General features: G+C 36.0%; 20 protein-coding genes. 4 read left to right on the top strand and 16 right to left on the bottom strand.

Going from position 1 to position 21,058, the window contains the following annotated elements; all coding sequences use genetic code 11:
• The first annotated feature begins 222 nt into the window (after positions 1-222).
• The gene (locus tag DCC35_RS13115; RefSeq protein WP_137091233.1) at positions 223-1,251 is read left to right on the top strand and encodes an AI-2E family transporter; all 1,029 of its coding nucleotides are present in this window, start codon (positions 223-225) and stop codon (positions 1,249-1,251) included.
• Between the two features lie 102 nt (positions 1,252-1,353).
• On the opposite strand, the gene DCC35_RS13110 is transcribed toward DCC35_RS13115, so the two are convergent.
• The 6 genes from DCC35_RS13110 to DCC35_RS13085 form a co-directional block, all read right to left on the bottom strand.
• On the bottom strand, positions 1,354-2,961 hold the full coding sequence (locus DCC35_RS13110; RefSeq protein WP_137091232.1) for a GAF domain-containing protein: 1,608 nt from the start codon (positions 2,959-2,961) through the stop codon (positions 1,354-1,356).
• Positions 2,962-3,262: 301 nt separating this feature from the next.
• Complete coding sequence (locus DCC35_RS13105) at positions 3,263-4,498, bottom strand: hypothetical protein (protein WP_137091231.1); 1,236 nt, start codon at positions 4,496-4,498, stop codon at positions 3,263-3,265.
• Between the two features lie 261 nt (positions 4,499-4,759).
• Positions 4,760-5,353, bottom strand: a complete 594-nt coding sequence (locus DCC35_RS22095; protein ID WP_394347729.1) for a TraB/GumN family protein — start codon at positions 5,351-5,353, stop codon at positions 4,760-4,762.
• Positions 5,353-5,607, bottom strand: coding sequence for a TraB/GumN family protein (locus tag DCC35_RS13095; RefSeq protein ID WP_137091230.1), 255 nt, complete (start codon positions 5,605-5,607; stop codon positions 5,353-5,355). The genes DCC35_RS22095 and DCC35_RS13095 overlap by 1 nt, the downstream gene beginning before the upstream one ends.
• A gap of 160 nt (positions 5,608-5,767) precedes the next feature.
• Complete coding sequence (locus tag DCC35_RS13090) at positions 5,768-6,754, bottom strand: TlpA family protein disulfide reductase (protein ID WP_137091229.1); 987 nt, start codon at positions 6,752-6,754, stop codon at positions 5,768-5,770.
• A 193-nt stretch (positions 6,755-6,947) separates the two neighbouring features.
• On the bottom strand, positions 6,948-7,154 hold the full coding sequence (locus DCC35_RS13085) for a hypothetical protein (protein ID WP_137091228.1): 207 nt from the start codon (positions 7,152-7,154) through the stop codon (positions 6,948-6,950).
• Positions 7,155-7,404: 250 nt separating this feature from the next.
• Between DCC35_RS13085 and DCC35_RS21555 the strand changes: the two genes are divergently transcribed.
• Positions 7,405-7,797: a reverse transcriptase domain-containing protein gene (locus DCC35_RS21555; RefSeq protein WP_262710344.1), complete on the top strand. Its 393-nt coding sequence runs from the start codon at positions 7,405-7,407 to the stop codon at positions 7,795-7,797.
• Positions 7,794-8,525 (top strand): reverse transcriptase domain-containing protein, encoded by a 732-nt coding sequence (locus DCC35_RS21550; RefSeq protein WP_262710343.1) that lies wholly within the window; start codon positions 7,794-7,796, stop codon positions 8,523-8,525. Before DCC35_RS21555 ends, DCC35_RS21550 begins: the two co-directional genes overlap by 4 nt.
• Before the next feature lie 520 nt (positions 8,526-9,045).
• Here the strand turns inward: DCC35_RS21550 and DCC35_RS13075 are convergent.
• The 3 genes from DCC35_RS13075 to DCC35_RS13065 are packed head-to-tail and all read right to left on the bottom strand — an operon-like array spanning position 9,046 to position 10,240.
• On the bottom strand, positions 9,046-9,387 hold the full coding sequence (locus DCC35_RS13075) for a TfoX/Sxy family protein (protein WP_137091227.1): 342 nt from the start codon (positions 9,385-9,387) through the stop codon (positions 9,046-9,048).
• Between the two features lie 4 nt (positions 9,388-9,391).
• The gene (locus tag DCC35_RS13070) at positions 9,392-9,835 is read right to left on the bottom strand and encodes an SRPBCC family protein (RefSeq protein WP_137091226.1); all 444 of its coding nucleotides are present in this window, start codon (positions 9,833-9,835) and stop codon (positions 9,392-9,394) included.
• A gap of 57 nt (positions 9,836-9,892) precedes the next feature.
• Positions 9,893-10,240: a nuclear transport factor 2 family protein gene (locus tag DCC35_RS13065; RefSeq protein ID WP_175402817.1), complete on the bottom strand. Its 348-nt coding sequence runs from the start codon at positions 10,238-10,240 to the stop codon at positions 9,893-9,895.
• 118 nt (positions 10,241-10,358) lie between these two features.
• Between DCC35_RS13065 and DCC35_RS13060 the strand changes: the two genes are divergently transcribed.
• Positions 10,359-10,778: a winged helix-turn-helix transcriptional regulator gene (locus DCC35_RS13060; RefSeq protein WP_137091224.1), complete on the top strand. Its 420-nt coding sequence runs from the start codon at positions 10,359-10,361 to the stop codon at positions 10,776-10,778.
• Positions 10,779-10,884: 106 nt separating this feature from the next.
• Here the strand turns inward: DCC35_RS13060 and DCC35_RS13055 are convergent, their stop codons facing one another.
• The 7 genes from DCC35_RS13055 to DCC35_RS13025 all read right to left on the bottom strand — a co-directional run bounded on the left by DCC35_RS13055 (position 10,885) and on the right by DCC35_RS13025 (position 21,058).
• Positions 10,885-11,190: a type II toxin-antitoxin system RelE/ParE family toxin gene (locus tag DCC35_RS13055; RefSeq protein WP_137091223.1), complete on the bottom strand. Its 306-nt coding sequence runs from the start codon at positions 11,188-11,190 to the stop codon at positions 10,885-10,887.
• Entirely contained in the window at positions 11,178-11,369 is a 192-nt protein-coding gene (locus DCC35_RS13050; RefSeq protein WP_137091222.1) for a hypothetical protein, read from the bottom strand. Before DCC35_RS13050 ends, DCC35_RS13055 begins: the two co-directional genes overlap by 13 nt.
• Positions 11,370-11,780: 411 nt before the next feature.
• Entirely contained in the window at positions 11,781-12,308 is a 528-nt protein-coding gene (locus tag DCC35_RS13045; RefSeq protein ID WP_137091221.1) for a hypothetical protein, read from the bottom strand.
• 294 nt (positions 12,309-12,602) lie between these two features.
• Complete coding sequence (locus tag DCC35_RS13040) at positions 12,603-13,472, bottom strand: sugar phosphate isomerase/epimerase family protein (RefSeq protein WP_137091220.1); 870 nt, start codon at positions 13,470-13,472, stop codon at positions 12,603-12,605.
• Positions 13,473-14,929: 1,457 nt separating this feature from the next.
• The gene (locus DCC35_RS13035) at positions 14,930-15,460 is read right to left on the bottom strand and encodes a DUF421 domain-containing protein (RefSeq protein ID WP_137091219.1); all 531 of its coding nucleotides are present in this window, start codon (positions 15,458-15,460) and stop codon (positions 14,930-14,932) included.
• 1,734 nt (positions 15,461-17,194) lie between these two features.
• On the bottom strand, positions 17,195-18,064 hold the full coding sequence (locus DCC35_RS13030; protein WP_137091218.1) for an NmrA family NAD(P)-binding protein: 870 nt from the start codon (positions 18,062-18,064) through the stop codon (positions 17,195-17,197).
• A gap of 228 nt (positions 18,065-18,292) precedes the next feature.
• Positions 18,293-21,058, bottom strand: coding sequence for a serine/threonine protein kinase (locus DCC35_RS13025; RefSeq protein WP_137091217.1), 2,766 nt, complete (start codon positions 21,056-21,058; stop codon positions 18,293-18,295).

Below are 21,058 nucleotides of genomic sequence, written 5' to 3'. Positions count from 1 at the left end.
TTGGGTATTTCATTGGTAAGATGTCATTTAGAGATTTAACCCTTTAATTAAAAAATATTCTGAGTTAAGGGGGTAGCGAAAGTGTTGCAAAGGATAGAATACAAATCCTTTCATTTTGCAACACTGTCATGGAGATATAATAAGTATATGAACTATTAATAAAATTTGTTTTATAACTTTAATATCTCTATGCTTACCAAAACCCACTAAAAAAACAGGCTCATGAGTGAATCGAAAATAGAGATCTCCGGAAGTTACTTAATAAAGGCTTTACTAATTGTCGTTGGAATTACAGCAATTTTCTATCTGGGTGCTGATCTGTTGATGCCAGTGTTGATTGCTGCCATAATCGCTGTTTTATTAGATATACCAACCAAAAAATTAAAACAATGGGGCCTTCCAAACTGGCTGGCCATAACCATATCTATTTTACTGATGATTGTCGTTTTTTCTTTATTAACCTGGTTGATAGGCTGGCAGGTGAGTACGATAACCGATGATTGGCCAACCATAAAGGAAAAGGCAACAGAAAAACTGAATAGTTTTACAGAGTGGGCTAATCAGACTTTAAATTGGAATATTAAGAATTACATTGAGAATAACAGGAATTTGGTCAATAAGCTGGAAGGGCTAGCAGGTGCTTTCCTTTCGTCATTCACAAGTTTATTGTCTCAATCACTCCTCGTACTCGTGTACATTGTGCTTTTTTTAATGCAGAAACAGACATTTATCAATTTTTTTCTAAAAAGTTCTTCCAATGAAACTGCAATGAAGTCTCTTTTAAGTAACTCTTCAAGTACTATCAATAACTATTTACTGGGTAAAAGTAAGGTCATGATTTTTTTGTTCGGTATCTATTATCTTGGCTTTACAATTGGTTCGGTTCCCTATGCATTATTTCTAGCTCTTTTCGCTGCACTTTTTTCAATTATACCTTATATAGGAAATATTATTGGAGGAGGTATTGCAGTGATCCTGGCTTTTTTATACTCAGGGACCACCCCGGCGCTGATTGTAATAGGAGTAATGACTGTGGCTCAACTATTTGAAAGTTATGTTCTTACACCTTGGATTATCGGGGATGAAATCAATTTAAACCCATTTATCACTGTTTTTTGTATTATTCTCTTTTCTACTATCTGGGGAATAGTGGGAGCGATTATTGCCCTTCCGGTCACCGGAGTTTTAAAAGTTATTTTTGAGCATACTAGAGGTATGGAAGCTTATACTTATTTATTGGAAAAGAAGTAATGTGGAAATGAGGTAAAAATATAGATAAGTGTGAAAAAGCATCTTGTTCTTAAATTTTATGTTACCAAATTATCAAAATGATTAATTTGGAATTTTCACCGACTATTTCTGAGCCAGCTTTTCTTCCAGCACCGTAATTTTATCTTCTAACTCTTTTTTCTGTCTTTCCAGCTCTTCCTGGGTAGCTTGTAACTCTTCCATATTTTGCCGCATTTCTTCTTCCTGTGATTGCAGAATCTCTTCATTTTCCTTACTGATCTGCAGCAATTTTTTGTTTAAAATATTTGATTTACTCGTGGCTATTTCTGATCCAAGAGTTAGAGCAATACGCTCCAAGAATTCAATATGATGATCTAAATAGAGCTCAAAAGAGGCCATCTCGAGTGCTCCCAACGTTTTCTCATCTGTTTTTATCGGGACAATAATCAGATTTCGTGGCAGGCCTTCACCAAGCCCAGAAGTAATATTGATATAATTATCAGGAATATCTTTGTATAATGCGATTTCACCCTCTCTGAATGCTTCGCCAATTAGCCCGACGCCTACAGGGATGCGTTGATTTTCAAATTTTTGTTTGTCGTAAGCGTAAAGGCTTGTTAATTCTAAGTAAGGATCGTCTTCTGTTTCATTTAACAGGTAAAGCCCTCCCTGGTTGGAATTAGTATATTTTACTATGTAGGAGATCACTTTAGTTGAAAGCATATCAAAGTCTTCCTTATGTTCCCGAACCAGGTCTGAAAAATTAGCGACACCTTCTGTGACCCATTTGCGTTTTTCTTCTTCTTTATTGACCTCGATGAGTTGATCTCTCATCTGAAGGAGTTCACCAGCTATGGTGCCGGAATTTTCAGCTCGTGCCTGTTCGTCCATTCCCTCCCAGACTACATCGAGATTTCCTTTGGTGATACTTTGAATAAATGTGGAAGCTTTCTTTAGATTGGCCACTATTCTATCTATTATTTCACCTTGCTTAAGAATGTTTTTGCTGCTTTTTCTGTTCCCATTTTCTTTGAATATATATCGTTGGTTACTTTGTTCAAGATTTTTAAATAATCTTAAAATTCTTCTTTCCTGTCGAATGATTCTTATTAATGCGATGATTAATACGGGAATTCCCAGGGCAATTGTAAAAATCTGTGAGGCGGTAGTAATGTTTTTAATGCGATTATACCGTGCTGTGGCTTCCGCATTTAACTCGTTAATATAATTTTCAATATTTTCTACGATTGGACGAGAAGAAATATATAGCTCAAATCCGGGATCTGACTCGAATAATTGTACCGCTTCATCATATTTTTCGTTTTTAACAAAGTTGATCCCACGGCTAACTAAGCTGGCATATCGCTCGGTCTGATTTTCAAGAGTTTGAACTTCATCCATATTTGGGTAATCAAGTTCTTGAAGTTTATTTTCCAGTGTGATAAAATTGTCTTGATATTGCTCCATTGCAATATCATAAGGCTCAGCAAAATTTTCTTTTTTCATCATATGAAAACCCCTTAAACCCAAATCCATTAGGTTGATAAAAAGAGTATTTGCTTCGAGCATTTCATTCACCTCCCGGTATGCCTCTTCTGTTTCGCGTTTTTCTTTAAATGCCTGGTCTCCATAAAATGTCATCAGAGCATTTTGGATGATTAGAAGTCCTACAAGCACGATACTTACCGTAAAAGCATATCGAAGAAAAAATATCCTTACTGATTTAAACATTGGATTAATTCTGTGATTGAGGTATTTTGAAAATTATGATTTTACTAAAAAAACAATTTAACAAATAATCTTTAGGTTTATGATTTATAATAAGTGAAAAAAATGGGGCTGTAATAAAACTCCTATTTTCGTTAAAAATTGAATTGAATGCACGATTGCATTACCCTAATGATTTTATTTTTGAATAAAACTTTTTTTGATTAAAATTTCCCATGTCCTGTTGAGATTGATTTCTATCCAATATACGTTTGGATTCCTATCATCCTTTAAATTCTGGCCAAACCACAGTTCTAAAACCAGTTTAATAATTACTAATTAACTTAGTGATGTTCTTATTGGTGATCTCAGACATGATTTCTAATAGCTCCTCATTAGAAATATCTTCACGCTCCTCAATTTCTTTAAGGATTTTAATTAATGATTCATCGTTATTTTCAAATAAATCTTTGAAAAACTTAAAAGCTCTTCCGTATTGACCTACTTCGTTATAATAAATGAATTCCGAACCGTACAATTTCCCTTTATCCACATGCTCTATCGGTCCATTAGCTCTCCAGTCTAAAAGGTTGCCATTTTTAGCAAACCTGGAGGCAGCGGTGAGTCTTTTATCTATAAAATAACTTTCAGCTTCTTTTGGTGCAATAATTTTGCAGTATTCATAGGCAATGTATTCAGACAAGCCGTCTCTAAACCACCTAAACTTGTATCCTTTTAGATTATATTTTTGAACTAAAGTTCCTTCAATTATTTCATGCGAAAAGGTGTGTCCTATCTTACTGGTCAAATTAACATTATTGATACTATCTGATTCGTATAAACCCATAGTCCAGGGGATGTCTCTGTTTTTACCTATGATTACCGTGTTATTTGAATTGATTGTCGTTAAAAAAAGATTTTCCCGCTCAATATTGTTGATTTTAAATTTGTTAGTCAGTAGGCTATCCAGATGCTCGAAGAGTATAAGAGATAATTCACTTTCATTTTTTAGTTCTTTATCATAGTATATTGTATAACCAACATTACTTATTGAATCAGCAGTTGAATTATCCAGAACATTTAAGTTCTCAATGTTATTTACAGGGTCATCTCCAAAGATTTCTTCATTTTTATATGAGGCTCTTGTTATTACAGGAAATTTATGAGGACGGATTCTGTTTATCTTTGTTATTTTTGCCCCTTCATTAGTTAATTTATAAGTGATTTCAAGATCATCTGAATCATAATTTTCATAATGTTTCACTCCCTTTATGAAAACTAACGAGTCATTAATATCCTTGACATAATTAACATCTATTTTTGATATACTAGCTGATAATTTAAAATTCAGGTAAGAATATAGAGAAGTAAAGGAGGTGTTGATATCACTACCTTCGAAATGAAAATCTTTTGATAAATAAGGTTTGATTAAGTCATAATTCCTCTCATTTATTGATAGCCTAATGCTTTCTGTGATTTTTCTTTCAATGTCGTTCGGTTCCCGTCTATTACAACTCATCAGTATGAGGATTGCCGACAAAGAAATAATTATTCTCTTCATGTTGTGTAGATCTATTTGGCTATAACATGGGTATCTAAGCCACCGGGTGACTTTCAAGACTTACTATAACTATCGTTGTTTTGGTTGTTAATAAATTCCTGTAAAAGTCAAAAATACCTGCTTTCCAATCATAATCAAACTTTTTCTTAAATTTATACCTGTTAGAATAAGTTTACTAATGGATAAGAAGAGTGGAGGATTTTTGAAGAATATAAAAGCACAAGATCAATCTTGTGCTAGTAGGCGCTAACAGGGCAGATTTCAATTTAATTTTACAGGTTCTACTTTAAATCCGTTATATCTCAACTGTTCAAGAAGCCCGCATTTTCTGGTTAAGTGTAAATAGCCCACTGCGATAAAAACATTGTTGGTTCTTAATAAATCAGGGATTTTTTGCATCCAGTTAATGTTTCTTTGAAATATCAAAATGTCTTTATTACACTCTTCATCGAATTTGTAATCTAAGTCAAAATTCCTGTATCGGTTTGTAAATGCACAAGGACTCAAATCAGGGGTTTCTGTTGTTAGTTGATTTATCCAAAAACTAATTGTTTTACGTTCACTCTTCCAGGAAGGATTATTTTCTTTTTTTATTAAACTTAATTGCAGAGTATCTGTCTCCAGTCCAAATATTTTAATTCCTTTTTCTTTTGAAAGGTGAATAAGGTAATTATCAAAATGATTAAAGTCATCAGTACCATGTACCGTCTTACACTTAGTTTTTATAAATACTTGTCGTAATTTTAAGCTTATTTCTATAGGTTGAAGCTTATATAGGTCAATTTCCCAGCTTTCTGATATTGATTTTAATTTTTCAAAATCTTTTTTCTTTAGTTTTTTTTGATTTCCAGAGATTATTCTCTGGAATTAATCATTTTTTGAGTGTTCTTTATGTCGATTATTGATTCAAATACTGCGAGTTCAGAACTGTATAGTAATTCTTTAATTACAGGAATTGAATCTACAAATGAATTACCAAATTGATGATGGGTCCCAATGATGAATGAGGTTTTCTGATTTAGAGTATCTGAAACTTTCCAAATAATTGTGTTTTGACAAATAGCTATTTGTGACATTGTCAAAAAAAGGATAATAACTACGTATTTCATTTACTCTTAAATATAATTTTCGTTATAGCGACCTTTAAACTAATGTAAAAATTGTGGTTTTTAATTACTTTAAAGTCCAATACGATTAAAATCGGTTTAAAGGCACAAAATTTACGTTAATCAGAAATCATTAATAATTTAAATATTGATTGATGCGATATTATTCTACTAGTTTTTTTAATCCCCTGGCAGTTTTCTTATCATAGCCCTCTAATATTTGAGTTAACTCACCATTTTCATTAATTATGTAAAAGGTTGGCCACAATTTGCGATCCAGATAGGTTGCTGCATATCCGAATTCATCCCAGAGGTTTGTCCATGATATTTTACTTTTTTGATCTTGATGAGAATTACGCCAGGTTTCTTTGGTTTCATCGTCCCAAATAGTCACGATTTCAATTTTGTTTGTATTTAATTCCGAAAGTTGTTTCAGAAGATCGATACTCGCAATCGAATATGAACAGCCGGATGAAAACAAGGCAATTACCTGGGGCTTATTTCTGTCAGTTACCACTGAAATAAGCTCACCATCTTTATTGGGTAGTTTAAAGTTTTCAATTCTGTCCCCTTTTCTCAAAGGAGTCTTTTTCTTTGCCAAAAGATAACTTTCTATGCGTTTAACGTAAATAGTATTTTTATACTCCTGATCAATTGATTTCATAATTTTTTCCAAGTCTGACAAAGAAATGTTTTCTTTATTCTTGCTGGCAAAGTAGAGACTTGGTAGCGTATTTGGATTATTTAGTATGAGTTTTATTTGTTGATTATCATTCACGCCTTCAAGTTTTTCAGAAGTTGTCTGAAAGGGCATTGAGTCTTTAAATTGATATGATTTATTAATCCAGTCCAGCTCAAGAAACACGCTGTCTTTGTCTGACCAAATTAAGGGTGTTTGAGGCTCTAATTTGCCATTTTTAGAAATTTTAGAAAGGCTAAAAAAGAATGTTTTCTGATCAATATTTTGTTCAACTGAAAAGGTTCCGTCAGTATTTATTTCTAGGGGGATTGTGCTGTCTTTCAATCGTAAATAGACTAATTCTGATGAATCAAAATTATTAATTTTTCCACTAAAATTAATTGTTCTTTGAGCAGAGATTTGCTGACTCACAGCACTTAATAATACCAATACCAGAAACAGATTTTTCATTTAAATAATATTTAAGGTAACGTTAAATATAACAAACGTTGCTGACCTAAAGGGCAGCTATGTTTTGTTATATAGTGTGTGTGCCCGGCATGGGCAGTTTTTTTTTGGTTTTGAATATACCATAATATTCCAGAGGGTGCAATAGCCTGTCCCGTTTTCACGGGATCCCTTACAGGCGAGTTGGTGAAGCCTGTTAGTAAGTCGCAAAGCCTGTCCCGATTCTTCGGGGCTGGTTTACCGTGAGGTATGCAGTGAAGGAAGCGAGACTACAAAATCCGGTACTGACGAACAGAGCCTGTCCCGCATTCATCGGGAAACGACATACAGAGGCCTGACGAGGAGGGTAAGTAAGCACTACCTGTCCCGTTCTCGGGATCATTGCAAAGCCCGTAACCAACAATCCTTATCTGGTAGATGTCGCAGGGATCGGAGGAAGGAATCTGCCCTTACCCGGGGAGATCTCAAGCTAATATAGTTTGAGAAGTCAGCAGATGCCATAGTACCAACAGGCAAACGAGCTGTCACCGAAACGGATAACGACAGAGGCCTCACAAAGTTGGGAAGGGCTGAACGTCAAACGTGTCTCAATTCGTGTTGGAATGCCAGTAACCTGGGATAGCCCTCACTTAAGCGGACAAGATTAATACTTAATGATAGAGAAAGTACTACATGCGAGAAACCTGACAAAAGCCTACCGCCAAGTGGTGAGTAACAAGGGCGCAGCGGGCATCGACGGTATGAGCACAGATCAACTGGGCGATTACCTCAAACAGCATCGACCTGAAATTATCCTTGATGTGCTAAACCGTAAATACTTGTCAGACCCGATCAAAGGAGTGGAAATCCCAAAGGAGAAGGGCAAAACAAGACTACTCGGAGTCCCTACAGTAGTAGATCGCTGGCTTCAACAGGCAGTTAGTCAACAACTAGCCGCCAAGTTCGAATTGACCTTTGAACCAGAAAGCTATGGCTTCCGCCCACAGAAGAATACTCAACAAACTGTTCGACAAAACCTGAAATATAGGGCAAAGCGAGAGCTTTGAGCCAGGTTGTGCGAAGGGATGGATATCAGGATATAGTCGATATTGACCTGAAGAGTTTCTTTGACGAAGTTCAGCACTACAAAATCCTACAACTGATCTACAATCGGGTAAAATGCCAGACAACCCTTAGGTTGATTAGAAAATGGCTTAGATCACCGATACAGATAAATGGTAGATTGTATAAGCGTAGAAGGGGCGTGCCTCAAGGCAGTCCCCTTAGTCCCCTGCTGTCAAATATCCTGCTTGATCAACTGGACAAGTATCTGAAAGAAAAAGGATATAAGTTCATTCGCTATGCTGACGACTTTAGTATTTATACAAAATCGAAAGCCGAAGCAAACCAGATCAGCAAGGATGTAGCTAACTTCCTAAATGGAAAATTAGAACTACCAATTAACAGGCAGAAAAGTGGGGTAAGACGACCTGGTACTTTTGAAGTATTGGGTCATGGCTTTATGCCGACCTACGAAAAGGGAAAACGAGGCAAATATCAGTTAGTGGCCAAATCATCAGCATGGCAGACCTTGAAACGCAAGCTCAAACTAATTACCAGAAAAACTCTGCCATATAGTTTTCAGGAGCGCATCCAGAAACTCAAAGAAGTATACAGAGGTTGGATAAATAACTTCCGACAGGGCAGTATAAACGCCAAACTCAAGAAACTCGATGAGTGGCTTCGATGCCGACTAAGATACTGTATCTGGCATGACTGGAGGACAGAGCGTTGAGAAATTGTCTGGTAGACAATTTTAGCGATGGGACAGGGTGAAGGGGAGGAGAGCGAAAGCGTAAAAACCTAATCAGATTAGGAATTAACCAAGGGCAAGCCTATGCCTGGAGCCGGACAAGAAATGCGAAGCATTGGCTTCGCCGAATCTATTTTTGATTTGACGAAGCAAATCAACGATTTCATGAATACGATTGAAAACTAAACAATACAATGAATAATGGGAGGGTGGGCAGTTGCTCAAATGCTTCGCATTCATGAACTCCTTTAAAAAATCAATTGAAATAGTGAATAAAGCCCCATCTTAGGTACAACGATTACCGAATCCCGACTCCGAAGAAGAGGCTATGAAAGCATGTTAAACTATTATCAGAGAGTAAAGATCTGATTTGATGAACCGCCGTATATGCTCACGAGCACGAGAGTGCGAAGGGAAGGGCATTGCCCCCGTACGTACGGTGGTGTGAGAGGCGCACCGTGGGCTTATGGCTCACGGCCGTCTACTCGATTGTAGGTAGTGTTTAACTTATCGCTCTATTAAAATGCAAAGCTTTTTCTATCCAAAAATCAAGGTCGTTCTCAACATCAAACCCTTCTGGATCTATGTATAGAAATCCACGCATCACCTTTCCTGTGAAATCCATTTCCCTACTTCCTTTATTGAAAATAAGCTGATCATGTTTGGCTTTTCCCACCCTTACCATTAATCTATCTTTTCCAGTCTTTTTGTCGATATCCAATCCAACACACATTTTATCATTTACCATGAAAATTAGGCCACCCATCATTTTCTTTTCATCTGTCAGGTTAGATTTTGATAAGCGTTGACGAATACGTTCTGCTTGATGTTCATTGTAAGCCATAGTTTTATTTCTTTTCTGATGCCATCTTTAAACCACCTAAAAACTGCTTATTTCCTGAGTTCCATTTTGATTTTAACATTGCAAACATCAACTTCCCCAACAATCCATACTTCATTTCGATGTTCATTTTCTGTATTACTTTGACCTTATCACCAATTTGTTCAAAGGAATAATCATGTTGGAGTTTGTGAACAGGAAATGAGCAAGCTGTTAATGTGTACTCAAGTGCTTTGTTTGGCTTGTAGGTTGTACATTTTTCTTCAAACCAGTTTTTACCATCCAACATATCTACTTTTCTGCTCGCACCGATACCTGATTTTATTTCAGAAGTTGCAGTTGATTTTTTAACAGTTGGGTCGTAAGTGTCCAACTTATCGGTAATCGCAAGTGACTTCCATATTTTATCGATATGAGCATCTATTAGTACTTCGTTTTTTAATGTCCTCATAATTCTAGAGTTTAATTTTCCCAGAGAAGCATAAATCTTCCTTGGAGTAATATTTAATTAAACAGATTCTTTTCTGAACTCTTCGGCATCATAGTAAACCTTGATGCTCATAATTTTTCCATTTTCAGTTTCATACCATTCACTCATATCCAAGGTTATGGTTTTGCCTGTTGGCATTTCTACATCAATCTCCACTTGAGTGATTACGTAATTGTCAATCTCAACAGCTTTTTTCATTCTGTTGCCTCTTACCATAGACATAAAGCCTTCGTTTAGTCCGATAAATTCTTCTATACCTTTCACTTGCGCAGCTGGACCATCAAATGTTATTGTATCAGCAATGAATTCTTTCCACGAATCTGTTCCTGAAGCCATTCCTGCTCCAAAACCTTGCACTACTTGCATTGGTGTTTTTTCCATTTTTTAAAATTTTAATTGAGTATTTAACTTGTTAAATCGAAGCTAAATTACAAATTAACTTTGAAAATACAAGTTAAATGAAAATTTTTATTAAATTTGAATTATGGAAGTACGGTCACATTGCCCTATAAATTTCACTTTAGAACACTTTGGAGATAAGTGGTCATTTCTAATTATTAGAGATTTAATGTTTAAAGGGAAGAGACATTATAATGAGTTTTTGGAAGCAGGAGAAAAAGTTTCAACAAGTGTATTAGGTGATAGACTTAAGAGGCTAGAGGAGATGAGAATTATTTCTAAAGGACAAGATGCAGTCAAGAAATCGCGTATACGCTATAGTCTTACTCAAAAAGGAATTGATTTATTACCCATGTTATTAGAGATGATAATTTGGGGAGGACTTAATGACGATTTAACAGAGTCTCCAAAGGAATTTATGGATCAAGCTATCAACCATCGAGATGATCTTTTAAAGGAGATTCGTGAGCAGTTAATAAAAGATCATTTGGCAGAAAATAAATAAACGCAATATTCGGTGCTAATCATTACCTACAACGTCTGCACTATGGCGCGATTTTATGTCCCCTGCGGCATAAAAATGCGGTTATAGTGAGTGTTACCTTTTCGGCTTAAATTCCTTTTAATTTTTTAGGATCCCTCGATGTATGAAAAACCCTGGAGATAACAACTTTAGATTTTGTCATCCTGTATATTATCTTATAGCTCCAGACAACAAGAAATCGATACTCTGATTTTTTATGTTTTAAGAGCGGTTCAATTGTTCCGATGTTCGGATGATTCTCTAAAAGCTCAGTGGAATCTAATATTTTATTCAATACAATCTTGGCATACGAAGTGCCTTGTTCATCTTGAATATATTTAACAGCTCTTTCTAATTGTCCTAATGCCTTTTTTGTCCAAATTACCTCAACCATTCTTTTGATTTATCCCGAACTTGCTGTTGAGTAAAAATTTCACCCTTTTTTTCCTGTTCCTCAGATTCATCGATATCAGCCAGCAATGCTAATTGGTCATATACATCCTCTAAAGTTGATTCAGGTGTAAGTTGATCCGCAATTTGAATTAAATATTTCTTAAGCGTTTCTTCGTTCATATCTACAATATAATTCAAAGTCTAATAAGTAAAAAATGATTTACTTTTATATACGTATTATCTGCTGAAAGGTAACGATTGGCTATGCGCCACTCTGTGGCTCATATTCCTTATATAGCTATCGTTGATTTGGTTGTTAATAAATTCCTTTAAATCTTAAAAATCGCTGTTTGCAGCTTAAATTCAAACTTTTTCTATTATTTATACCCGTTAGTAAACGATTGTAACCGACTGTAATCGGATAATTTGGTAGCCGTTTGTAACCGTTTACGAATGGATAGGAGCTTTATAAGAACCGGTTAGAACTGGCTTTCTGAAAGACCATTTCCCAAAGCAATACTCTGGAAATATTAATGGGAGGGAAGTATTGCTTCATCTCTCCAATCATGGAGAAATGAAGCAATTATTTTTTTATTGTTCTTCAGCAAATGTTAAGTAGGTGTTGTAATAATCCTCACTAAAATGCTCTTTTAACTGTGGTAATACACCTGCTTTCGCTTCGTCAAAGGATTTGTAAATGGTTGGTAAATACAAAAATCCTGATTCAGCATCGACTGTTTTGCTTAATGGATTTTCAGCCAGTTTGATCACATAATTACCGGCCGCTGTAGGTTCTTTTGTAAATACCAGGTAGACTGATGTTTTTGCCGGATCATACTGGAATGGTATGTTGTTAGAAAACAACTTCAACATCTTAAATACATCGTTACCCAACTCACTGATATTTCCAAATGGGAAATAGGCTACCGGGTTTTCCTTTTTCCTGGTGAAAAATTCAATATTTGATGCTGTCAGATCTTTTGGTCCACTAAGGTTTTGTGTAGACATTAATGCTCCATCGGTATTAAATGATGTTGCATATAATGGTCCGTCATTTTGTGCCTGGCTAATAAATAAAACAGAAAAAAATAAGATAAAACTTAATTGTAATCTCCTCATTCTTAAAAATTGTTTAGTTGATAATTTAAAAATGCCAAGATAATAATCTTAAATCGATAAATGGCAACCTTGAGGTTGGTTTTATATTAATAAAGGTTAATGGTCTATGAAGGGAGTTTTTGTTGGGATAAATGTATTATATTAAAATTAGGCTACTGTTTCCCATTGACGACTTCCTGTCGTCAGTGTCCGGGTATAAGGATTTGCGGTGTGTTTTTTACTTACGAGTCAAGATCAATCCTATCATTCTATTAATCCTAAAAATCATAGTTCAGCTAGCGGGGTGGATTAATTTTATTGAAACCCAAGGTCTTTTAGTGCTTTATGGCTTATTTCAATTGCTTTTAATGGGGTCATTCCATCATAAGTCTCATCCTGTTCTACGAAATAGTATTTCATGCCTGCAAGGTCTTTGTAAGATAGGTATCGGGCGAAATCTAACTGACCTTCTCCAACTGGAGCAAACCGTCCCTGACTATCCATATCTTTTAGATGCCAGGCCTTAAATCGACCGGGATATTTTTTAAAATATTTCACTGGGTCGGCTCCTGCTTTTACTGCCCAGTATAAATCAATTTCAAAATTCACGATAGTTGAATCGGTATTTTCGAGTAAGTAATCCATCGGGACAATACCGTTGTCATTTTCTTTAAATTCAAAGTCGTGATTATGATAAAGAAGTTTCAATCCGGCTTTATTACATTTTTTGCCGAATTCGTTTAAGATTTGAGCTAAACTATCTAGACCTCCAGTCATTCCCATTGTACCGGATTCATTATCGACAGTAAAGAGTCCCATTGGAGGTATAGGAATGACCAAATATTTATATCCTACCGTTTTGACATCGGAAATGATCTGGTCAGCGTTATCAAATGTAATACCTCCCTGGTGGGAACTAACAGGAACTGAATTCAATTCATCTAGATATTCTTTAAACTCTGTTGGTGTCATCCCATAAAACTTGCCATCAAGATATCCGGCATCTTCTATATATTTATATCCAACAGCTTTTATATTCCTGAGAACCTCTTTTGGATTAGACTTAAGTTCTTCTCTAAATGTATATAAATTTATTCCTCCAAAATCATCTGGTCCTTTTTGCTTACAATCAGAAACGGAAATTATAATTATGAACGCTACTAAAGTCTTTATAATATTTTTCATATTTTTTTGCTGATCGTTAAGGAAGATGGTTTGGTAATAGCTGGTCAAAATCTATAATTAATTAAAAACCCACACAGCTCATCCCAAAGATAGCAGTCACCCATTAAAATCAAAATAGAGTGGAATAGTTATATGAACCAGTTTGGGCCAGATATATTTTACTTTGCCCGGGATACAATCCCTGCATTTCATTAAAAGTCTGAAGTTATGCTGAAGCTAAACTCCAGACAGCAGGGGCCTAAAATCAAGACAAAATTGATCCTCCAGAAAGCAGAGTGAGTGTGGGAGTGAGAGCGGTGAATCAATATTTTAAATTAGACCTTTAGAGTCATATAATAGTCGTGATGTAAATAAATTGCATCAGCAATTCCCTCCGTGTACTCTGTGATCCCCTGACGAAGCTGTCGCTTGTCAGGGCCTTCGGCTCTGTGGTATAAAACCTAAACAGCTTGCTGTTTCCTTTGCGATCTTAGCGCCATTGCGGTGATTTTTTCTTACGAGTCAAGAGCAATCCTGTTAACCCTTCCATCCTGTAAATCTAGATTTAGAAAATTATTTATGAATGTCGACAAAGCTACCTACTTTAATAGCGGTAGTTGTTTGGATAATTAATCGGCACCAGCGCGACGCTGGCGCCAGTGAGACAGCATAATAAATTGCGTTAGCAATTCTCTGTGTACTCTGTGATCCCCTGACGAAGCTGTCGCTTGTCAGGGCCTTCGGCTCTGTGGTAAAGATTTAAACAGCTTGCTGTTCCTTAGCGATCTTAGCGCCATTGCGGTGATTTTTTCTTACGAGTCAAGAGCAATCCTGTTAACCCTTCCATCCTGTAAATCTAGATTTAGAAAATTATTTATGAATGTCGACAAAGCTACCTACTTTAATAGCGGTAGTTGTTTGGATAATTAATCGGCACCAGCGCGACGCTGGCGCCAGTGAGACAGCATTATAAATTGCGTTAGCAATTCTCTGTGTACTCTGTGATCCCCTGACGAAGCTGTCGCTTGTCAGGGCCTTCGGCTCTGTGGTAAAGATTTAAACAGCTTGCTGTTCCTTAGCGATCTTAGCGCCATTGCGGTGATTTTTTCTTACGAGTCAAGAGCAATCCTGTTAACCCTTCCATCCTGTAAATCTAGATTTAGAAAATTATTTATGAATGTCGACAAAGCTACCTACTTTAATAGCGGTAGTTGTTTGGATAATTAATCGGCACCAGCGCGACGCTAGCGCCAGTGAGACAGCATTATAAATTGCATCAGCAATTCCCTCCGTGTACTCTGCGTCCTCTGTGGTAAAGATTTAAACAGCTTGCTGTTCCTTTGCGATCTTAGCGCCTTTGCGGTAATTTTTTTGTTTTTGAGTCAAGAACAATCCTGTCATCCTATTAATCCTAAAAATCCCCTCTGACGAAACAAGTTTGACAGCATTTTCAAAGTTCAGACAACTTAATAATTCAATTATACTTTTCTTCTTACGTCTTTGAGCAATATTTCGTCAAATGGTTCATCGGAATCCGCTGAATCTTTATGTAGTACCGATACATCCCCGGTCGTTTCAAGCACTACCGCTTTAACCTGGTCGAGGTTCATCACATTTGACTCCCGAAGTTTAGCCATTAAATGGTTGATATGTATTCCTTCGTGTTCCAGGTTCTCATGTAAAATCTTATTGCCATCCATAAGAAGTATTGGATCATTTGTTACTACTTTATTAAAAAACTTAAACTTTCGCTGAAGTTTAGACATGATCAATGTGAGTAACAATAGGCCACAAATAGCCACAGATCCATGGGCCAGGGAGGTCGAAGAAGTTAGAATTGTTGCGATCAAACTACCCACAGCAACTGTAACTGCAAAATCATAATTGGTCATACTGCTAAATGAGGTGAGTCCGACAATCCTGGAAACAATAATAACTATTACTAAGACCAGGATGCATAAGATTAATGTTTCCCATAGTGGGTCGGTGGTTGAATAAATCCATTCCATAGGTATAAATTTTATAAGTAGTTTGATTTTTAACCGCATATCACTTTGATGATCCTCAATTAGAGGATTAAAAGATAGTGGTTGTAAATAAGTTACTCTTTATATCCCGACGATTGATAATTTTAGGAATATCTTTTTTTTAACTATTCTGTAAAGGTCCTATTTTATCAGTGAGGTAAATAACGTCAGCAATTTTCTCCGTGTTCTCCGTGTTCTTCTGACGATCTCCTACCGTCGATGTCAGGGGCTATTGATCTGTAGTAATGATCAAACAGCTTGTTGTTCCTTTGCGATCTCTGCGCCTTTGCTGTTTGTTTTTTTAATTTTCGAATCGAAAGCAATCCTGTTAATCATTTATAATTAATCTCGATTCTCCAATTTCTAGTCAAAAACCAGCTGGCACGTTCTTTCTCTTTTGAATCTTCTATATCATTTTTATTGTCCTTTTTTCTTGATAAAAAATGGACCAAAAAATCAAGACAATATCAAATCTCCTGCCTCACAAATCTACCCACCCTCGTGATATTGTCATTCCAGCCGCGCCGTTCTATGTCGCATTTGAATAAAAGGTAATTATAGTAACCCTTTTGCTTCTCGTTTTCCGAACTTTTGGTATCAACTTTTATGTATGTCCCAAGCTTCCAGACAACGATCTCCATTCTTCAATGCCAGATTGAACTGTGGCTATTAAGAAGAATGTTGCCAATTTGATTGATTTTAGAACAGCTGGCTGTTTTTCTTTGCGGCCTTAGCGCCTTGTTTTTTACATGCGAGTGAAGAGCAATCCTGTTTATCTTTGATTCCTGTTAATTCTGATTCAGACAGTTTTTCTCTTTATTTCCCTGTATGCTCACAGCTTTAGCTTCTCAGTATTTTAAATTATTTACTAAAAGCATTATTCAACTCACACCCAGCGTCATTTCGCTCGTCTTGTGCTGTGATCCGAGAGGCGTGGCAGCAAGGAGAAATCTGTTTGATAGAGGTAGATATTTTTTGGTAAGGCACCAGCGAGATGCTCTGGCACCAGGGACTACATCTAATTTTATTAAGATAAAACAAAACGGATCTAAGATCCTGAATCATTAATACTTGGAAATACGCTATGCTAACATTTCGAAGAGCTGTATAGTTAGAATAAATTGCGTCAGCAATTTCCTCCATGTTCTCTGTGTACTCTGTGTTAATGATCAAACAGCTTGTTGTTCCTTTGCGATCTCTGCGCCTTTGCTGTTTGTTTTTTTAATTGTCGAATCGAAAGCAATCCTGTTAATCATTTATAATTAATCTCGATTCTCCAATTTCTAGTCAAAAACCAGCTGGCAGGTTCTTTCTCTTTTGAATCTTCTATATCATTTTTATTGTCCTTTTTTCTTGATAAAAAATGGACTAAAAAATCAAGACAATATCAAATCTCCTGCCTCACAAATCTACCCACCCTCGTGATATTGTCATTCCAGCCGCGCCGTTCTATGTTGCATTTGAATAAAAGGTAATTATAGTAACCCTTTTGCTTCTCGTTTTCCGAACTTATGGTATCAACTTTTATGTATGTCCCAATCTTCCAGACAACGATCTCCATTCTTCAATGCCAGATTGAACTGTGGCTATTAAGAAGAATGTTGCCAATTTGATTGATTTTAGAACAGCTGGCTGTTTTTCTTTGCGGCCTTAGCGCCTTGTTTTTTACATGCGAGTGAAGAGCAATCCTGTTTATCTTTCACACTATCTATCGGCTTACTGAAATTTTTCTTTTTCTCTTTCTATAAATTGTGCCAGGGTTACAGGACTTTTACCCGTAAGTTGGCTGTAATTTTTAGATAGGGCAGGGGTACCCGTAATTCTTGGGGCAAAATGCAGTAATGTCATTACCATGGCCAGCCCGTTTTTCAATCCTTCTTTACGCTTTTTAAAGTAAAAGCTAATTGGATTTATACTTTTAAATTTGACCGGTCTACCGGTTATTTTTGTAATCAATTTTGCTACTGTCTGGAAGCTTTCACTTTCGTCACCAGTAATGTCCAACGCTTCATTTTGATAATTTTTAAATTCTGTAATCAATATCGCCGCAACTTCTCCCACATTCTTTACATCCACCCAATTGAATTTTGATTTTCCGGATGGCAGAGTGATTTGACTTTTATTTTTAATCTCAGGCAGGAGGGTTGTTGTAAGATTTTGCATAAAGTATCCCGGACGAATAAAGATGTGCTTAAATCCGAGAGATTTAATAAGAGACTCGATTTTACTATGTGGGATTATGCTTGTTTTGTCTGCTCCCTGGACTGAGAGAAAGACTATTTTCTCTATCCCATTATTTCGCGCAGCTTCTAAGAGCGGTTCAAAAAATTTTTTTACATCAGATAAATGAGGTGGCCTGAGTAAAAATATAATATCTATTTCCTTAAAAGCCTTATTAAAAGAGTCTTGGTCTTCAAAATCAAAATGGCGAAAACTCAGATTTTTAAATTCATCAAACTTAGCCTGGGCCTTTTGAATATTTCGGACACCAGCAATAACAGAAATTGCATCATCTGACTTAGTTAAAAATTCAATTACCTCCATTCCGACATTTCCGGTAGCACCTGTTATCAGTATTTTTTTCATACTAAAGGAAAAATTACAATTCTTCTGAGGTTTCTAATGGGATGCTTATCACATTTAATCAAAAGTAATAAATAAAATTCTGGATAGGTAATTCTCCCATCTGGCTAACAGTGATAATTTAAGTTTTTAATAATTTGACAATTTATAGGAATTAAGTTCTGATATAGTTAGATCTATTAATTTTCAAATAGATATTTTCCTTTATAAATTATTTAATAGCTCTAATTTTTATATTGAATTCATTAAGGTGGATATCTCATTTTGAAGCTCTGACTGATCATGATCATCGATCAAAATAAAGGCCTCCTGCAACACAGTCCTGGCGGAGTCAGTCATATTTTGATTTAGTAGATGACGAGAGTAATTAATTTGAAAAGCTACTACGCGATCTGGTTCGTCTTTTGAATAATTTGTTGAATAGTTTTTTATTGATTTTACATAATAAATATTCGACAAGCTGTCTTGCTCATTTTCTCTTAATGCTTCCGCGTAAGTATGCATATAATTACCAACCCGAGGATGATTATCAGGCATTTTCTTTTCCAGAATATTTATGGCAGAGTCTAGATATAGCAAAGACTTTTCAGGCATAGATTCCCTTCCATATTCGCCAATGTTAAATAAAGCCATACCATAAAGGAAATGGTCTTTTCCTACATCTTTTTTATATATTTCTCTGGCGCGATAACAATTGTTTAATGCCTTTTGTGTGCTATCTAAACTGCCGAGTGCCCAGGCATAGTCAAGAAAAGTGGTTGCAGTGTTAGAAGTCATGCCATAAGTGCTGGAATCAACTTTTATTAACCTGGGATAAAGTAATACACTCTTTTTAAAATCACCCATTCGGTTATAGTGCTGGAGTAAATTAAATAAGTGATCACCCGTTATTTTATTATAGAGGCCGTAAGTATTATAGCTTAGCTCATAAACCTGCCTCAGGATAATTTCACCTTTCTTGTATTCGCCGTTATTTATTTGATTTTTAGCTATTAACGACAATTCTTCAATTTGACTTGGATGATTTTTACCGAATAGGTTTTCTTTAATTTCCAATGATTTACTACTATAGAATTTTGCGCTGTCACTGTGTCCTTTCCAGCTATGACCTTCGGCCATCAGTAAAAGGCCACTTGTAGTATTTATATTATTTTTCCCATAGACTTTATTTAACAAATCTAAATTTAGTCGTGCGTATTTTAATGCCGAATCATATTCATTTTCCCACCTGTAATTAACAGACAGGTTGCTGTAAAACTGAGCAAGTTGTAATGTCTCTTCAGGATATTTAGCTTTAAATTCTCTTACCAATGCAATTTTATAATCCATTACACTGTCGGTCTGTTGATTATTAAGAAGGCCCAGCCCGATTTCAGTGATATTGTAACGATTTTGAATCTCAAGCTTTCGGTTGATTTTTGCGTTAGCCATATCCGCTAATGCCTGCTCTGAATAGTACCTGGCAGAATCGTTATCGAATAAATCGAATATTTCTGCAAGGTGAATTTTAATCTTAATTTTTTCTTCAACCTCATCTGAGAGTTGTAAAGCTTTTTTGAGCAATATTAAAGCTTCCGGATTATCTGCAGTCCGTTTTTTTATCATTCCCTTTTCATAATATACCTGGCTTGTGGCCTGCTTATCTTCCAGATCTTTATATATTATTAATGACTGGTTTAGTAGTATTTCACCTTCTTTGTACTTTCCAAGAGAAGCGTTGACCTTACCCAGAGTAGCCAAAATCGCTGCTTTGGTTGATGGGTCTTGTATTTGGCCAGCCTTAGCCATACCTTCCTGAAGCAGTGTACCTATATTAAGTGAATCGCCAAGGTTAACTGTCGGGTCGCTTTGGTTAAATAAGTCAACCAAAAATACTAATGCTTCTTCTGCTTTTCTTTCTTTACGTTCGGCTTCGAGTTGGGCCTCTTTTAATGAAGATATATAAATTATAGAAAGTATACTGATTAAAATAAAAGCAATAACAGCAATGGTTACTGGAATCTTATTTCTTTTTACAAAAAGAGAAAGGTGATATCCCAGGCTGGGTTTTCTGGCAATAATCGGTTTGCGCTCTAAATATCTTTCAATATCTCCACGTAGTTCACTTACACTACCGTACCGCCTATGCCTATCGGGACTGGTGGCCTGGTTGTAAATTGTTTTAATTTCTTTAGGAGGAGAGGATACAAATAATTTCTGTAAAATTTTACCCAATTGATAGATGTCACTGCGAAGATCTACCGGTATGCCTTCTATTTGCTCCGGGCTCGCATAGTCAGGTGTTAACAGACGATTATGAGGCTTAGTATATTCAGGGTTTTCATCAGCAATTACCTTTGCAATACCAAAATCTGTAAGCTTTAATTCGCCCAGTTGGTTAACTAGTATGTTATTAGGCTTGATATCCCGATGGATCACCAGGTTTTGATGTGCAAATTCAACGGCACTACAAATTTGCAGGAAGAAATTTAGTTTTTCTTTTTTGCTTTTACCTTGTACATAAGTTAGCACATCCGTACCATCTACATATTCCATTACGAAATAAGGTCGGCCATCCGTGGTTAGTCCACCATCATAAATCTGGGCAATATGTTGATGTTTAAGTCTTCCTAATAAGTTTCGCTCCAGGGTAAACCGCCTTAGGATATCTTCACTATCCATTCCCTTTTTTAATATTTTGATAGCTACATTATGATCAAAAACCCCGTCTATCCGCTTCGCTTTATAGACTACAGCCATACCGCCTTCACCAACTTTTTCTATGATTTCATAACGCTCAATTTTTGGTATTTCCTGGGGAATTTCTGGTTGGTTTAATTGTTCTACAAGTCGAGTTAAAGCACTTTTTTCTACTTTTTCGAATTGCAGAAGGTCTAACACCGCTGTAAGTAATTTAGGATCATTCTCGAGTTCTTTTTTTAGAAACGATTCTCTTATTTCTTCCTGCTTTTCCAGTGCCCTGTTATACCAGTCCTCAATTTGATTAATTGTATACAC

The organism is Mangrovivirga cuniculi (assembly GCF_005166025.1).
Lineage (GTDB): Bacteria > Bacteroidota > Bacteroidia > Cytophagales > Cyclobacteriaceae > Mangrovivirga > Mangrovivirga cuniculi.
Note: the sequence above shows the minus strand (reverse complement) of the source record. Positions and strands in the feature narration are given on the sequence as shown.